This is a genomic window from Clostridium sp. (assembly GCF_051656525.1).
Lineage (GTDB): Bacteria > Bacillota > Clostridia > Clostridiales > Clostridiaceae > Clostridium.
On record NZ_JBOGCC010000238.1, the window covers coordinates 1 to 16,291 of the forward strand.

Sequence of the window (16,291 nt, forward strand, 5' to 3'; positions counted from 1 at the left end):
CAAAGGCTTTAGTAATTCCAGATAAAAAATCACCTGCAATAGTATCACGAATAGCATTTGTTATAGCTAGCCCAGGAACTAGAAGCATAATGCCTCCAATTATAGTGTTATCAATATTATTTATTAATTTGAGCTTTAAGGAAATAATTGCTAAAAGCGCAACGGTTCCAGCACAAATTAAATTTATAAAAAAATCATTAAGCTCTAATTTAGCAAATTTTATAGATAGAATTTTTATAAAACCTCCTATAAAAAAAGTCATAATAAAATCATGAAGATTTCCACCGAAAAGAGGTGCAAAACAAGCAGCAGCAAGTGCTGAAGAAAAAATAGTTAAGCGGTAAGAATATCTCTTTTCTTCGGATATATCGTTTAAGGTATTTTCGATAAAATCAAAGGTTGGAGTATTAGTTGTAATATATCTTGAAAGGGCATTTATTTCTTCAATTCTGTGAAGATTAACACCACGACTTGAAACACGATTAATTAAAGTGTAAGTTTGATCCTTTGCACAAATAGAAACCATAATTCCAGTTGGAGTTACAAAGCTATTAACTGAATCTATAGAATAAGATTCGCAAATACGACAAATAGTTTCTTCAACTCTGTAAATCTCAGCTCCACTTTGAAGCATAAGAGTTCCAGCTCTAGTTGCAAGGAATAAAAGTTTATTAATATCCATTAAAAAGTACCTCCCCCGTTTAATACATAATAATAATATAACAAATATTTTAAATATTAAAGGAAAATATAAATTTGTAATGAAAATTATATAAAAAGAAAAATATAAGCTAAATTTTTAAAAGATGTTGAAATAAAACTTGGTAGAGCATATACTTTTTATAAAATAAAATAATTTTTGGGGTGATACGATGAATTTTGAAAAAATAAAAAAAGAAGATGAAGAGATTTATGGATTAATTGAAAAAGAATTAGAAAGACAAGAAGCGGGAATTGAACTTATAGCATCAGAGAATTTTACAAGTAAGGCTATAATGGAAGCAATGGGATCATATTTAACGAATAAATATGCAGAAGGATATCCAGATAAAAGATATTACGGTGGATGTCATGTAGTAGATAAAATTGAACAAATTGCAATAGATAGAGCTAAAAAACTTTTTAATGCAGAACATGCAAATGTTCAAGCACATTCAGGTTCACAAGCTAATATGGCCGTATACTTTACTATCTTAGAGCCGGGAGACACCGTTCTTGGAATGGATTTAAGTCATGGTGGACATTTAACACATGGATCTAAAGTTAATTTTTCAGGAAAATTATTTAATTTTGTATCATATGGTGTAGATAAAGAAACTGAAGTTATTGATTATGAAAAGGTACGTGAAATAGCATTAGAAAGTAAACCAAAGCTTATTGTAGCAGGTGCAAGTGCATATCCAAGAAAATTAGATTTTAAAAAATTTAGAGAGATAGCTGATGAAGTTAATGCATATTTAATGGTAGATATGGCTCATATTGCAGGACTTGTTGCAGGTGGAGTTCATGAAAATCCAGTTCCATATGCACATTTCGTTACTACAACAACACATAAAACGTTAAGAGGACCGAGAGGGGGACTTATTCTTTGTGAAGAAAAATTTGCTAAAGATTTAAATAAAAATATATTTCCAGGAATACAAGGAGGACCTTTAGAACATGTAATTGCAGCTAAAGCTGTTTGTTTTAAAGAAGCTTTAGATCCTTCGTTTAAAAAGTATGCAAAGAAGGTTGTAGAAAATTGTATAGCACTTAGTGAAGCTTTAAAATCACATGGTTTTAAATTGGTTTCTAATGGAACTGATAATCACCTTATATTAGTTGATTTAAACAATAAAAATATAACTGGTAAAGAAGTTGAAAATCTTTTAGATAGTATTGGCATAACATTAAACAAAAATACTGTACCAAATGAAACTAGAAGTCCATTTGTAACATCAGGAGTTAGAATTGGAACAGCAGCAGTAACTACTAGAGGGTATAATGAAGAGGATATGAAAGAGATTGCAAGTATTATAAATGATGCAATAGAAAATAAAGATAAAGATTTAGCTAGTTTAAAAGAAAGAGTTAAAAAGTTAAGTAGTAAACATAAAATGTATATTTAAAACTTATGCTAGGATAGAAAAAATATCTATCCTAGCATTTTGTATAAGCCTTAATTTAGAAGAAAATATCTATTCATCTTGACATAAGATATCACTTAGGATAAAGTAAAGTATAATAAATAGATATATTATACAAAATAAAAGCTAGAAAGGAGATATCTCATGGAAGATAAGAAGAAGGTAATATTCAGTGGAATAAAGCCATCAGGTGATTTAACTTTAGGAAATTATTTAGGAGCCATAAAATCATGGGTAAAACTTCAAGATGATTATGAATGCTATTATTGTGTAGTTGATTTACATGCAATAACAGTAAAGCAAACACCAGCAGAACTTAGAAAGAGAACATTAGAAATATTAGCTATTTATATAGCATCAGGTATAGATATAGAAAAAAATATTTTATTTATACAATCGCATGTGCCCGCACATGCTGAGCTTTCATGGCTTTTAACTTGTAATTCATATATGGGTGAACTTAATCGTATGACTCAATATAAGGATAAGTCACAAAAGGCAATAAATAAAGGTGAGTCAATTAGTGCAGGTTTATTTAACTATCCAGTACTTATGGCAGCAGATATACTTTTATATCAAACTGATCTAGTACCAGTAGGGATAGATCAAAGACAACATTTAGAGCTTGCACGTGATATTGCTATTAGATTTAATACAACATATAGTGATACATTTAAAGTTCCAGATGGATATACACCGAAAGCTGGAGCTAAAATAATGGATCTTCAAGATCCAAGTAAGAAAATGTCAAAGTCAGAAGAGAATCCAAATGCTTCAATATTATTAATGGATTCACCAGATGCGATAAGAAAGAAAATTTCAAGAGCTGTAACAGATAGTATAGGTGTAGTAAACTATACTGATGAACAACCAGGAATAAAGAATCTTATAAATATAATTTCTACAATTGAAGGTGTTACACCAGAAGAGATTGTAGAAAGATACAAAGATAAAGGATATGCAGACTTTAAAAAGGATGTAGGAGAAGCTATAGTAAATGAGCTTGAGCCAGTTCAAATAAGAGTAAAAGAACTTTTAAGTAATAAAAAAGAACTTGAAGCTATTTATAAGAATGGTGCTGAAAAAGCAAATTATATAGGACAAAAAACTTTAAGAAAAGTTCAAAAGAAAATAGGATTAATTCCTAGGTAGATTATGAAAGAAGTCAAATTTAAAAAGCTGAGAGAAGCTACTTTAGGTTTGGCTTCTTTTTTTGATAAGAAAAAATATAAAAATAAAGAAATTAAATAATAATAGATGAATATACTAAAAATGGAAAGCAAAAAAATGGGGGAAAAGTATGTTTAGGCTAGATCATTTTATAATTAATATTGATGAAAAATATCGGAAGGATAAGAAGCTTAGAAAATAAATAAAAATAGAAAAGATAAGTCAAGAAAATTTAAGTCTTGGCTTATTTTTGTATATGAGATAACACTTGTTAAAATAAATACATATATTGAAGATATATTAATTCTAGGAAAGTGATTATATGAGAGATAAAGGAATTTTAAAACTACTTAAAAAAAGTGAAAGATTTTCTATTGATAAAGAAAGTAAGGTTGTATTTATTAGTGATGTTCATAGAGGGAATGGAAATAATAGTGATGCTTTAATTGAAAATAGAAATATTTATTTATCGGCATTAAAATATTATTATAAAGAAAAATATACTTTAATTGAAATTGGTGATGGGGATGAACTTTGGAAAAATAAGAATTTAGTTAATATTTCTTATACTTATAAAGAAGTTTTTAGAGTTTTAAATCGATTTAGAGTTGATAAGAGATTATATATGCTTTATGGAAATCATGATATTCAAAAGAAGAAGAAAAACTTTGTAAATATTCAAATAAAAGCTTTTAGAAAAATTAAAAAAAATTTTGGAGAAGAGTGTATTGAACTTTTAAAAAATATTAGATTTTTAGAAAGTTTAGTTTTAAATTATAAACCTTATAATAAAGAAATTATAGTTATGCATGGTCATCAAATAGATTTCTTAAATAATGAATTTATTCCTATAACTAAATTTTTAGTAAGATATTTTTGGAGCTTTATGGAAGGTGTGATGGGATTTAAAGAACCTATGACACCAGCTAATAATTATAATAAAGGTGGGAAACTTGATAAAAGACTAAATTTTTTATCAAATAAATATAAAAAAATTATAATTTGTGGACATACTCATGATACAATATTTCCAGAGGTAGGAGAAGGGCTTTATTTTAATGATGGATGTTGTGTAAATAAGGATACTGTGACTACTATTGAGTTAAATAAAGGAATAATAGCCCTTATTAAATGGTCAATAGAAATAAACAATGAGAATAATTTGTATATAAGACGAAGTGTAATAAAAGGCCCAGAACGATTAGAAGATTATTTGGAATTTGTAAAATAAAAATTAAAAATATGAATTAAAATTTACTAAATTATAATTTGATAATAGTTGAATAAGATAAGGAAAATGTAGTATATTGTGATATGAAATAAAAATAAGTATTTTAATGAAAGGAGAATAGAATGTTTAAAAATCTAGATAAGAAAAAAATAAAAAAATTAGTTATTTCTAATACAATAACATTTGTAGGAATTACTTTATTTGCTAGCATATTTAAGGCTATTTTTGGAGATAGCAATGTACTTATTGCAATTGCTACATTTATCTCAATGATGATGTATTTAGATAGAGATTTAACAACGCATTTTTTTAAAAATTTAGGTGTATTATTATTTATGAATCTAGGAATGGGTATAGTTGTATTTATTAGTACACACAATTTATTAATTGGAATACCGTTAAATTTTCTTATGTTTTTTGCAATTGGATATATAACATGTAATGAATATAGAAGACCAGTATATGTACCTTTTGTATTACAATATATATTTTTATATAATTTTCCGGTTCCTGACTCCCAAGAATGGGTAAGATTAGCAGCATTAGCAGTTGGAGCAATATTAATAATAGCACCACAATTAATAATTAATAGAAATAGAATACATAAAAATTCAATTGGAATATTTGAGGGTGTGTCGCAATTAATGAGAGCAAAAATTGATTTAATGATAGCTGGAAAAGATTATAGTCAAATTGAGGCCCAAATAAGCAATTTATTTATGGTATTAAAAACAATGATTTTTGATACTAGAGGTGAGCAATTTTTTATTTCAGAGGAAGGTGAGGCAAGTTTAAGTTTACTTGCAGGACTAGAGAAGTTTAATCTTTCATTAACATCAAATTTGGATAGTTTAGAGGAAATGACATTTTTAAAAGAAGTTTATTTTGAAAACTTCTTAAAGCTTTTGAAGGGGAAAATGAAGGTTGTAGAATTTAATAAGCAAAGTTATGATTTTCTCAGAGAATTTAAGGATAAATTAAGTAAAAATAAAGAAGGACTTCAAATATTAAATAGTCTAATTTTAATTTCAGATGCATTAGAACGTGAAATAAAAGGTGAGTATAGTGTTAAAGAAAGCTTAAAAGATATGCAAAATAAAATAAAAAATGTAACACAGGTTAGAATTGATACAAAAAATGTACTAGGAATTAGTTATGCAACTAGATTGTCTATTGGAATGACTATAACATTTTTTATTATTCAAATGATAAAAATGCCAATAGATGAAAGTGTTTGGATGATGTTTACAATATATTCACTTGTAAATCCTATATATGAAACAGCTAAGTATAAAACAAAAGATAGACTTATTGCAACACTTTTAGGAGCAATAGTTACAATAATTTTATTAACTATATTCAAATCAGAATCAATAAGAATGATAATTGTGTTAATTGATGGATATATTATGTGTTATATCAAACAATATAAATATTCAATTTTCTTTGCAACTATTTGTATAATTACGATGGCAGCAGGAGGAGCAGATGTACTAAGTTTTGCATTAACAAGAATATTTATGGTTCTTTGCGGAATGGTTTTAGCAATAGTATTAAATAAATTTGTTTTAAGATGTGATTTAAATAAATTAAGTACTAGATTAACTGAAAAATATATGTCATTAGTTAAAGGAATGTTTGAAAGTATAAAAAATATGGCAGAAAATCAAAAAATTGATTTTGTTGAAGTAAAGAAATTCTTTTTATTATGTGCAGTAATTGAAAATCAATTAAGAGTGAATTATCAATTAACACTTAAAGATTTTGATTTACCATGTTTTGCATATAATAGTATTTTAACTTCAGATCTATATGTTTTATATTTGAATCTAAAAAGAGAAATTGCTGATAAAAAATTCACTGATTTTTCATCAAAATTAGTAGAAGATTTAGCAAACCGAAAATATGAAAAAATAGAAGATGAATTTAATGTAGCTATGAATGAAGAAAATAATATTAGAGAAAGATTAATGTATAGTCTTGCATTAAATATATTAGATTTTTCAGACAAGATAGAGAATAATAAAGAAATTATTTAATTTTAATAATCCTTTAAAAGGTTAAAAATATTAATCTTTTAAAGGTTTTTTTATTTAAAAGACAATATATAGTATAATAGAAAAATATATTATAAATAAAGGAGTGTAAAAGAATGAAATTTATAGATTTACATTGTGATACAGCTAGTAGATTATTTTATGAGAAAAATTTAAATTTAAATAAAAGTATATGTAAAGTAGATATAGAAAAGCTAAAAAAAGGTGATGCACTTATGCAAATGTTTGCTTTTTTTATAGATTTAGGAGAAATTAAAAGAAGCCCATTTGAAGAATTTTCACTTATGCATGAAAATTTTATGAAGGAACTTAAAAAAAATAAAAATGAAATAGAAATATTTAATGGAAACTTAGATTTAGAGAAACTATATGCTTGCTTAACAATAGAAGAGGGAGAAGCATTAGAAGGAAATCCTTATAATGTAGAAAAGGTTTCAAAGATGGGAATTAAGGCCATTACATTAACTTGGAATTATGAAAATAGTATAGGATATCCAAATTTTGAGTTTAAACATAAAAATGATGGATTAAAAAAAGTAGGATTTGATATAGTTGATGAAATGGAGAAATTTAATATAGTTCCAGATTGTTCGCATCTTTCAGATAAAGGTTTTTGGGATTTAGTAAAGCATACTAAGAAACCATTTATAGCAACTCATTCAAATAGTAGAGAAGTACAAAATCATCCTAGAAACTTAACAGATGAAATGCTTAAGGCTTTAGGAAATAAGGGAGGACTTACTGGAATAAATTTTTGTGTAGATTTTGTAGCAAATTCTGAAATGACAAGAGTAGAAGATTTAGTTAAGCATATGGTTCATATTAAAAATAAGGCTGGTATTGAGAGTTTAGGTCTTGGTAGTGATTTTGATGGAATAGAAAATGAAGTAGAGATTAAAGATTGCAGTAAAATGGATATAATTATAAAAGAAATGGTGAAAAATAATTTTACTATGGATGAAATAGAAAAAGTATTTTATAAAAATGCAATGAGAATTTTTTGTAAGTAGGAGTAAGAAATGTTACAACTAGATGGAAAAGTAAGCATAATAACAGGAGCTACAAAAGGAATTGGATTAGCTATAGCAAAAAAGTTTTTAGAAGAAGGTTGTAAGGTAATTGGAACTTATTCTAAAGATGAGAAGGCTATGGAAGAGGCAGTAAAAACTTTAGGAGAATTTAACTATAATATAAAATTTATAAAAGCAGATTCAAAGAATATTGAAGATGTAAGAAAAATTTGTACAGAAACATTGAGAACTTTTGGGAAAGTAGATATTTTAATTAATAATGCTGGAATAAGTAAAATAGGATTATTAATGGACTCAAGTATAGAAGATATAGAAGAATTAATTTCTGTAAATCTTTTAGGAACAATTTATTTTTCAAAGGAAATATCAAATTATATGCTTTCAAATGGAGGTTCTATAATAAATATTTCTTCAATTTGGGGAGAATATGGAGCATCTTGTGAAACAATTTATTCTGCAAGTAAAGGTGGAATAAATACCTTTACTAAGGCTTTAGCTAGGGAACTAGCTATGGGGAAAATAAGAGTTAATGCTATAGCACCAGGAGTTATAAATACAAAGATGAATAGTTTTTTAAATAAAAATGAAAAAGAAGAACTTGAACAAGAGATTCCAATGGGGCGCTTTGGAGAAGGTGAAGAAGTAGCAGAACTTGCTGTATTTTTAGCATCGGATAAAGCCTCATATATTACAGGGCAAATTATAAAAGCTGATGGTGGAATGATTTAAAGATAAAAAAAAGTACTACTCTAAAAATTTTAGATTAGTATTTTTTATTATTTAAAGCTTAGTTACAGATGTGTTGTATGTACCGTAAACTTACTCCTTCACCAACAATATGTCCGTCCATAGCTGTATATAAATCATTTAGACCAAAACCAATTTTAAGTTCTAAGCTAGTATTTAAAGCATAAATAGTTATAGTATATTTATGTGGGAAGCTTATAGGAATCATTCCAGCATAATGGAAAGCTTTTTCTCTTGGAACTTGGAATCCTTTAAGACCATTCAAGAGGAATAGATTCAAGAGGCATAGCATCGAGTTTATATTTAGATGCAGCTCCATATTATGGATCAATGATTCCATTTTTTATTCATGAAGATGAAAGATCCATTTTAACAATTGGGAAATAATTATTAAGATTAGTGTTATTAGTAGCTTGTGTAGGAGTTGGTATAGTTTTAGTTTCATTACAAGATACACAAGTTATACTAATACTTAAAGAAAGAATTAAAATAGCAAATAATGATTTAATTTTCTTAGTTTTCATAGTAAAAACTCCTCTCAATAATATTATAAAGGTAATATTACCAAAAGGAGCTTAAAATATTAATAATTAATTTTCTTCAACTACCTGTAGGGGAGCTTTAAACGTAAACAAAACACCTTCAGGAGTACTTTTTAAGGTATAAGAAAATTCATGAAGGTCTAAAATATTCTTTACAATAGAAAGGCCAAGACCAGCACTATTCTTATCTCTATTACCAGATTTATCTAATCTGTAGAATTTATTAAAAAGATTAGAACATTCATTTTCAGGAATAAAGGAGTCTGTATTTAAAAGACTTAAAGTCATAAATTTATTATCTAAAGACTGAATAGTTAACTTTATTGTAGCACCTTCAGGTGAGTATTTTATAGAATTTGAAATAATATTAGTTAAAACTTGATCAAGTTGAAAAATATCTCCATTTATATAAGAATAATCTGTTCTAGGTTCAAAAATCATACGTATATTTTTTTCATCACAATCTAATTTAAAATTAGAAAATATTTTTTTGGCTAATCTATTTATATTAAAGATTTCAAATTGAGGCTTAATAACACCAGATTCAAGCTTAGATAATTCGAGCATATTAGAAACTAATTTTCCCATTTTTTGTGACTCATCTATTATAGTTTGCAGATAAAGAGAAGCATCTTCTCCTGAAACTACACCATCTTTTATACCTTCTGCATATCCTTCAATTATACCAATTGGAGTTTTAAGTTCATGGCTAACGCTTGCAATAAAATCTTTTCTCATAACTTCAAGCTGTCTTTCGCGTTCTATATCTTCTTTTAGTTTAGAGTTGCTTTCTTTTAAATCATCTAATGTAGATTTTAATTTAGATGACAAAAAATTAAAAGTTTTTGCAAGGTGACCGATTTCATCATTAGAGTTTACAGCACATTTTTCAGAAAAATCCATATTACTCATTTTTATTGCAACATCATTAATTTGAACAAGTGGCTTAGCAATTTTTTTACTATAGCCATAAGAAACTAAAATAGCGAGTATTGTAGCACCTAGAAAAATATAAATATAGAATTCACTAATAATATTACTTGCTTCTAAAATTGGTTGAATTGAAGAAACACAAAGTATAATTGAATCTACATGATTAGATGTTGATATAGCAGAGGCAATACCTATATTTTTATATTGCCCTTTTTCATAAAAACTTGTAGAAATAGTTTTATTTTCTCCTAAAACATTATTTAAAATAGTTTTATTTTTTAATATTTCAGAACAAAAATCTTTTAAAAGTGCAACATCATTTTGATCTGCATTAGTTTCACCTGGAATAAATTTAAGTTCACCATTTAAAGAGAATATAGCAATTTTAGCTCCATTAACATTCTCAAAATTTTTAAGTGCAGAATAAATTTGGACATTATTATTTAGATGACCTGAATATTCAATTTTGAATTTATTTATAGCACCAATTAAGCTTTCAGTTTTCTTTTTCTCATAAAATCCTTCAAAAACAAGAGATTGAGCAATTAAAATAATTGCTAAAAGTCCAATTATAATAAAAAAAGTTATGAAAAATATTTTTTTAGATAAAGAGGAATTTTTAAAGTTATTGAAATTCATCTATTTCACCTCAAATTTATATCCGCTACCTCTAACAGTGACAATATAAGAAGCTTTAGAAGAAAGCTTTTCACGAAGTCTCTTAATGTTAGTATCTACAGTACGAATATCACCATAATAATCAATCCCCCATACATGATCTAAAATATTATCTCTAGATAGAGAAATCCCTTCATTATCGGTTAGATAAACTAAAAGTTCATATTCCTTTGGTGAAAGTTGAATATAATTTGAGTCTAAGGTAACTTCATGAGATAATTTATTTATTTTAAGTCCATTAAAGTCCTTAGTGCTAGAATCAACTTTTGCTTCAGTTCGTTTAAGTAAAACCTTTGCTTTAGCAAGAAGAACTTTAGGACTAAAAGGTTTAGTCATATAATCATCAGCACCAAAGGCATATCCTTGAAGTTTATCATCTTCTTCGCTTTTTGCAGTTAATAAAATAATAGGAACATTAGATACATCTCTAACTATGCTTAAAAAATCTAGACCATTTAATTTTGGCATCATAATATCTAAAATGATAATATCAATAGTATTTTGACTAAATACTTGAAGTCCTTCTTCACCGTTTGATGATTCTAGAACTTTAAAGCCTTCACTTAAAAAATAGTCTCTAATTAAGAAGCGGATTTTTATTTCATCTTCTACAACTAAAACTGTTTTCATATTGTATGAATACCCCCTAATAATATATATTTAATTCTATTATATATAAAATTTTGATTTAAGTAAAAGTATATATAAGATAAACGTCTTTTATAAAGACTATTTTTGTTGTAAAATACAGAAAAGACGTTAATTTAAAAGCGAGAGTAATAATGGGAGATGAAGATGATAAAATTAAATTTTGATGTAAAAAAATATAGACTAAAAAATAATTTAGAAGTTATAACTATAAAAAAGGATACTAGAATAGGTGCTATAAATATAGGATTTAATATTGGTTCTATGTATGAAAAGCTAGAAGAAAAAGGGATAAGCCATTTTGTTGAGCATATGCTATTTAAAGGTACTGAAAATTTAAATAATGAAGAATTAAATAGTGAACTTGAAAATTTAGGTGGAGAATATAATGCGTATACAGATTATGAGAATACAGTATATACAATAAGCTGTTTAGAAGAAGAATTAGAAAATGGAACAAAACTTTTAAGTGATATGGTTATAAATTCAACTTTCGATAAAGAAGAAATAGAAAAAGAAAGAAGTGTGATTTTAGCTGAACTTAGAACTGGAAAAGATGATATTGAAGATTTAAGTTTTAAGAAAACAAATGAAACAGCTTTTTCAAAAGGTTTTTTAAGATGGGAAGTTATAGGAATAGAAAAAAATGTCAAGAATTTTAAAAGAGAAGATATAAAAGGATATTTTGAAAAATATTATAGACCAAGTAATGCTGTAATAACAATAGTAACATCATTAGATCATGAAGATTCTTTAAAAATGGTAGATAATTATTTTGGAAATTGGGAAGATAGAAAAGAAGAAAAAATAGAGCCAATTAAAGAAAAAAATAGATTTATAAGAAAAGAGAGCTATAAGGAAGATATAGAACAAAGTACAATAGTATATATGTATACTTTTGATGATTTAAAAAAAGAAGAGGAACTTCCACTTAGAATCTTAAATCATAGACTTGGGGAAAGTGCAAATTCAATTCTTTTTAGAGAAGTTAGAGAAAATAGAGGATATGCATATGATATTTTTACTCATTTAGATATAAGTAAGGAATCAAAAAGTCTCTATATATATACATCTGTAGGAGATGAAGATGTTGAGAAAACAGAAGAGGTTATAAATGAGATTATAGAAAAAATAATAAAAGAAGAGATTATATTTACTGATAGAGATTTAAATATAATGAAAAAAGTTCATAAAACAGCTGTTATAAGTACTTTAGAAGATTCAGCAGAACTTTGTAATTATGTTCTTCATCAGGCTCTTTCGGAAGAAGAGCTTTTAGAGTTTGTAGAAGATATGAAAAGACTTAATAATATAAGAAAAGAAGAGCTTAAAGATATAGGGAAGAAAGTACTTGTAAAACCAACAGTTCACATATTAAGAAGAAAAGAGGAGTAGATATTTTTGGGGAGAGTTACTAAAATAGAAGAAGGAAAAAGAAATAAAGGTAGAGTAAATGTCTACGTAGATGAAGACTTTGCATTTGCAATAGACGGAGAGCTTGCATATAAAATGGGGCTTAAAAAAAATTTAGAGATAGATGAAGAAAAGATAAAGGAAGCAGTCTTAAAAGATGGGTTTTCAAAATGTAAAGAAAGAGCTATAAAGATTGTAGAAAGAAGTTATAAAACAGAGAAAGAATTAAGAACTAAGCTAAAGAGTTATGAGTTTTTAGATCAGCAAATAGATTATGCTATAAATTTTCTTATAGAATATAAATTTTTAGATGATGCTAAATATACTAGAATGTATATAAAAGATAAACTTTTCAATCAAGGAAGTAATAAAATAAAATTTACATTAGAAAGAAAAGGAATTAATAGAGAATTGATAGAAGAAATACTTAGTGAGTTTGATAAAAGTGAAGAGGTTGAAAGAGGTATCTATCTTTGTGAGAAAAAATATAATATTTTAAAGGGAAAAGAATCTGATAAGTACAAATTAAAAGATAAGCTTTTTAGATATTTAGTAGGAAGAGGATATGAGTTTTCATCTGCAAAAGAGATTATAAATAAAGTTTTGAGCAATGATGAATATTAAAGGAGTATAAATGGGAAAAAATTTATCTACATTAATATGTTTGTTAGTAGTAGGTGTGCCAGTTGTAAGATGTATACTTAGAGCATTTAGAAGGAAAGCTATAAATTATGCAGTAAATGAGATTTCAGGAAGTGTAGCACTAATAGGAACAATGATATTTATATTTAGCTATTTTAATGATGTAAATTCATATATAGGTAATTTAATAGAAAATATCAATATAAATCCTATACTTAAATATTTATTTAAAATTGGATTAGTTATAATATGTTTTATGATAGTAAATTTTATTTTATATAATATTTTTAAATTTATAAATAAAGTTTTATTAGGAAGTTTTTTAGAAAAACTGGATAATAATATTATTATAAAAGTTATATTAGGAGCAATTTTAGGATTTATAAAAGGATTCCTAAGTTTATGTATTTTGTTTAGTATTGTTGTTATTATAAATAAAGCAAATATTTTTAATAAGGATATTCAGATATTTAATAAAATAAATATTTATAAAAAGATAGAGCAAAATATTAGTGGGCTTAAAGTAAATGAAATAAAAAGTGGGCTTCTTCAGGATATTGGAAATGGAAAGATAGTTTATTATAATGGGGTGACATTATCAGAAGGAGTAAAAAGTGATAATGCAATAAATGAAAAAGCAAAAGAAATAACAAGAAATGATACAACAGATTTAGAGAAAGCGAAGAGTATTTACGAGTGGGTTGGTAGTCATATAACATATGATAATGAAAAGGCAAAGCTTATAATGAGAGGAGATAGAAAGTTAAAAAGCGGTGCAATAGAAGCATTTAATACAAGAAGTGGAATATGTTTTGATTACGCGTGTCTATATGTAGCAATGGCAAGGGCAGTAAACCTTCCAGTTAGGCTTATTACGGGAGAAGCTTATAATGGGGAAGAGTATATAAATCATGCATGGAATCAAGTATATATTAAGAGTTTAGGAAAATGGATAAATGTTGATCCAACTTTTTATAATGCAGGAAATTACTTTAATAATAAGAGTTTTTTTGAAGATCATAAAGAAGAAAGTATTGCAGGTCAATGGAACTAAAAAAGATTAGGAATTTTTATATTCCTAATCTTTTTTATATTTAGATATTAAAAGCTTTATAGCTTTCTCACACTCTTCATCTTTATTATTTAAAGCCCAAGCCATATTGAAATAAATTAAGGCTTTTTTAGGAATGTCTTGCATAGCATAACAGTATCCTAGATTAAAAAAATATTTACTTTCTCTTTGAATATCTATAGCCTTTTTAAGCATATCTATAGCAGAAGGATATTCTTTTAACTTAATGAAACAGACTCCAGCATTGTAGTATGAGCAAGCTTGGTTATCATTAGATTTTACAGCTTTTTTATAAAAATCTATAGCTTTTTTATACTCGTGAGTATTATATAATTTATTGCCTTCATTAAAATAATCCAAGTTTTAAGCCTCCTTAATAATAGTATTTATTTACATTATGGTCATTATTTGTATATTATATACGAGGGGGGAGAAAATTATGATATTTTAAATCTTTTTTAAATCTGCCTTAAATTTTTTGTTTCTTGTTGATTTAATAATGAATATTATATAATATCAATATATGCGATTTAATATTTTGAAAAAGTAGGTGTAATTAAATGGAAAAATTTAAACTGGGACTAGATGTTGGATCTACAACAGTTAAAGTTGTCTTATTAGATGTAAAAGACAACATGGTATTCAGTGAATATAGAAGACACTTTTCAAATATAAAGCAAACTATAATAGATATTATGAAAGAATGCTTTGAAAAATTTGGGGACATAAAACTATCAGTAACAATAACAGGTTCTGGTGGACTTTCTATGGCAAACTGGCTAGATGTTAAGTTTGTACAAGAAGTTATTGCATGTACAGAAACAATAGAAACAATAATTCCACAAACAGATGTAGCAATAGAGCTTGGTGGAGAAGATGCAAAAATAACTTATTTAAAAGATGGAATAGAACAGAGAATGAATGGTACTTGTGCTGGAGGTACAGGAGCATTTATAGACCAAATGGCATCACTTTTAAATACAGATGCTACAGGATTAAATGAACTTGCAAAAAATTATGGAGTAATATATCCAATAGCTTCAAGATGTGGTGTATTTGCTAAAACAGATGTACAGCCTCTTATAAATGAAGGAGCTAAGAAAGAGGATATTGCAGCTTCAGTACTTCAAGCAGTTGTTAACCAAACAATTGGAGGGCTTGCTTGTGGTAAGCCAATAGAAGGAAATATAGCTTTCTTAGGGGGGCCTCTTTATTTCTTATCAGAGCTTAGACAAAGATTCATCGAGACTTTAAATCTGACAGATGAAGAAATTATATTCCCAGAAAACCCACAACTTTTTGTAGCAATGGGAGCAGCTCTACTATCAAGAGAAGAGGAACCAGTAGATTTTGTTGATTTAATTGAGAAAGTAAATAGCATGTCTGATGCAAAAGATGATGAAGTACTTAGACTTGATAAACTTTTTAAAGATGATGAAGAGTTTAAGGCTTTTAATGAAAGACATGCAAAGGCAAAAGCTAAAAGAGGAAACATAGAGAATACAGTTGGAAATGTATTTCTAGGAATAGATGCGGGTTCAACAACTACTAAAGTTGTTTTAATTAACAAAGATGATGAAATTATATACTCATACTATGGAGGAAATGGAGGAAATCCATTAAAGAAGATAGTTGAGATAATGAATAATGTATATAGCAAATTACCAGAAAAGGCAAAAATAGCAAAAGCTACAGTAACAGGATATGGTGAGGCACTTATAAAATCTGCATTACATATGGATATAGGTGAGATAGAAACTATAGCACATTATAAAGCTGCAGACCATTTTTTACCAGGTGTAGATTTTATTCTTGATATTGGTGGCCAAGATATGAAATGTCTAAGAATTAAAAATGGGGTAATAGATAGTATTCTTTTAAATGAGGCATGTTCATCAGGATGTGGGTCATTCATTGAAACATTCGGTAAATCACTTGGAATAGGTGTAGAAGATTTTGCAAAAGCAGCTTTAGAATCTAGTAGTCCAGTTGATTTAGGAT

General features: G+C 26.8%; 16 protein-coding genes. 10 read left to right on the forward strand and 6 right to left on the reverse strand.

Annotation, left to right across the window (positions count from 1 at the left end):
* Positions 1-682 (reverse strand): threonine/serine exporter family protein (locus ACRDDY_RS12095; RefSeq protein WP_438565202.1); only part of this gene is annotated, 682 nt, incomplete at its 3' end.
* 190 nt (positions 683-872) lie between these two features.
* Here ACRDDY_RS12095 and glyA point away from each other — a divergent pair.
* From glyA to ymfI, 6 genes are all read left to right on the forward strand, one after another.
* On the forward strand, positions 873-2,108 hold the full coding sequence (glyA, locus tag ACRDDY_RS12100; protein ID WP_438565203.1) for a serine hydroxymethyltransferase: 1,236 nt from the start codon (positions 873-875) through the stop codon (positions 2,106-2,108).
* Between the two features lie 162 nt (positions 2,109-2,270).
* The gene (gene trpS, locus ACRDDY_RS12105) at positions 2,271-3,278 is read left to right on the forward strand and encodes a tryptophan--tRNA ligase (RefSeq protein ID WP_438565204.1); all 1,008 of its coding nucleotides are present in this window, start codon (positions 2,271-2,273) and stop codon (positions 3,276-3,278) included.
* A 340-nt stretch (positions 3,279-3,618) separates the two neighbouring features.
* Positions 3,619-4,527, forward strand: a complete 909-nt coding sequence (locus ACRDDY_RS12110) for a metallophosphoesterase (protein ID WP_438565205.1) — start codon at positions 3,619-3,621, stop codon at positions 4,525-4,527.
* Positions 4,528-4,649: 122 nt separating this feature from the next.
* Complete coding sequence (locus tag ACRDDY_RS12115; RefSeq protein WP_438565206.1) at positions 4,650-6,566, forward strand: FUSC family protein; 1,917 nt, start codon at positions 4,650-4,652, stop codon at positions 6,564-6,566.
* Positions 6,567-6,679: 113 nt separating this feature from the next.
* The gene (locus tag ACRDDY_RS12120) at positions 6,680-7,594 is read left to right on the forward strand and encodes a dipeptidase (protein WP_438565207.1); all 915 of its coding nucleotides are present in this window, start codon (positions 6,680-6,682) and stop codon (positions 7,592-7,594) included.
* Positions 7,595-7,603: 9 nt separating this feature from the next.
* Positions 7,604-8,344: an elongation factor P 5-aminopentanone reductase gene (gene ymfI / locus ACRDDY_RS12125; RefSeq protein ID WP_438565208.1), complete on the forward strand. Its 741-nt coding sequence runs from the start codon at positions 7,604-7,606 to the stop codon at positions 8,342-8,344.
* A gap of 58 nt (positions 8,345-8,402) precedes the next feature.
* On the opposite strand, the gene ACRDDY_RS12130 is transcribed toward ymfI, so the two are convergent.
* The 4 genes from ACRDDY_RS12130 to ACRDDY_RS12145 all read right to left on the reverse strand — a co-directional run bounded on the left by ACRDDY_RS12130 (position 8,403) and on the right by ACRDDY_RS12145 (position 11,145).
* A complete protein-coding gene (locus ACRDDY_RS12130; RefSeq protein ID WP_438565209.1) occupies positions 8,403-8,627 on the reverse strand; it encodes a hypothetical protein in 225 nt (74 codons plus the stop codon).
* Positions 8,628-8,709: 82 nt separating this feature from the next.
* Positions 8,710-8,886: a hypothetical protein gene (locus ACRDDY_RS12135; RefSeq protein WP_438565210.1), complete on the reverse strand. Its 177-nt coding sequence runs from the start codon at positions 8,884-8,886 to the stop codon at positions 8,710-8,712.
* Between the two features lie 66 nt (positions 8,887-8,952).
* On the reverse strand, positions 8,953-10,476 hold the full coding sequence (locus ACRDDY_RS12140) for a sensor histidine kinase (RefSeq protein WP_438565211.1): 1,524 nt from the start codon (positions 10,474-10,476) through the stop codon (positions 8,953-8,955).
* Positions 10,477-11,145, reverse strand: a complete 669-nt coding sequence (locus tag ACRDDY_RS12145) for a response regulator (protein ID WP_438565212.1) — start codon at positions 11,143-11,145, stop codon at positions 10,477-10,479.
* Between the two features lie 165 nt (positions 11,146-11,310).
* On the opposite strand from ACRDDY_RS12145, the gene ACRDDY_RS12150 reads away from it, so the two are divergent.
* The 3 genes from ACRDDY_RS12150 to ACRDDY_RS12160 are packed head-to-tail and all read left to right on the forward strand — an operon-like array spanning position 11,311 to position 14,272.
* Complete coding sequence (locus ACRDDY_RS12150) at positions 11,311-12,558, forward strand: M16 family metallopeptidase (protein WP_438565213.1); 1,248 nt, start codon at positions 11,311-11,313, stop codon at positions 12,556-12,558.
* 6 nt (positions 12,559-12,564) lie between these two features.
* On the forward strand, positions 12,565-13,200 hold the full coding sequence (recX, locus tag ACRDDY_RS12155) for a recombination regulator RecX (protein WP_438565214.1): 636 nt from the start codon (positions 12,565-12,567) through the stop codon (positions 13,198-13,200).
* Positions 13,201-13,210: 10 nt separating this feature from the next.
* The gene (locus ACRDDY_RS12160) at positions 13,211-14,272 is read left to right on the forward strand and encodes a transglutaminase domain-containing protein (RefSeq protein WP_438565215.1); all 1,062 of its coding nucleotides are present in this window, start codon (positions 13,211-13,213) and stop codon (positions 14,270-14,272) included.
* 24 nt (positions 14,273-14,296) lie between these two features.
* On the opposite strand, the gene ACRDDY_RS12165 is transcribed toward ACRDDY_RS12160, so the two are convergent.
* The gene (locus ACRDDY_RS12165) at positions 14,297-14,650 is read right to left on the reverse strand and encodes a tetratricopeptide repeat protein (RefSeq protein ID WP_438565216.1); all 354 of its coding nucleotides are present in this window, start codon (positions 14,648-14,650) and stop codon (positions 14,297-14,299) included.
* A gap of 200 nt (positions 14,651-14,850) precedes the next feature.
* On the opposite strand from ACRDDY_RS12165, the gene ACRDDY_RS12170 reads away from it, so the two are divergent.
* Positions 14,851-16,291, forward strand: a 1,441-nt coding sequence (locus tag ACRDDY_RS12170) for a BadF/BadG/BcrA/BcrD ATPase family protein (RefSeq protein ID WP_438565217.1), incomplete at its 3' end; no start/stop codon positions are given.

What these genes read in the sequence shown, in the direction of transcription:
- glyA (WP_438565203.1), top strand. Translation starts at nt 873, where the DNA reads ATGAATTTTGAAAAAATAAAAAAAGAAGATGAAGAGATTTATGGATTA.
- trpS (WP_438565204.1), top strand. Translation starts at nt 2,271, where the DNA reads ATGGAAGATAAGAAGAAGGTAATATTCAGTGGAATAAAGCCATCAGGT.
- ACRDDY_RS12110 (WP_438565205.1), top strand. Translation starts at nt 3,619, where the DNA reads ATGAGAGATAAAGGAATTTTAAAACTACTTAAAAAAAGTGAAAGATTT.
- ACRDDY_RS12115 (WP_438565206.1), top strand. Translation starts at nt 4,650, where the DNA reads ATGTTTAAAAATCTAGATAAGAAAAAAATAAAAAAATTAGTTATTTCT.
- ACRDDY_RS12120 (WP_438565207.1), top strand. Translation starts at nt 6,680, where the DNA reads ATGAAATTTATAGATTTACATTGTGATACAGCTAGTAGATTATTTTAT.
- ymfI (WP_438565208.1), top strand. Translation starts at nt 7,604, where the DNA reads ATGTTACAACTAGATGGAAAAGTAAGCATAATAACAGGAGCTACAAAA.
- ACRDDY_RS12135 (WP_438565210.1), bottom strand. Translation starts at nt 8,886, where the DNA reads ATGAAAACTAAGAAAATTAAATCATTATTTGCTATTTTAATTCTTTCT.
- ACRDDY_RS12140 (WP_438565211.1), bottom strand. Translation starts at nt 10,476, where the DNA reads ATGAATTTCAATAACTTTAAAAATTCCTCTTTATCTAAAAAAATATTT.
- ACRDDY_RS12145 (WP_438565212.1), bottom strand. Translation starts at nt 11,145, where the DNA reads ATGAAAACAGTTTTAGTTGTAGAAGATGAAATAAAAATCCGCTTCTTA.
- ACRDDY_RS12150 (WP_438565213.1), top strand. Translation starts at nt 11,311, where the DNA reads ATGATAAAATTAAATTTTGATGTAAAAAAATATAGACTAAAAAATAAT.
- ACRDDY_RS12160 (WP_438565215.1), top strand. Translation starts at nt 13,211, where the DNA reads ATGGGAAAAAATTTATCTACATTAATATGTTTGTTAGTAGTAGGTGTG.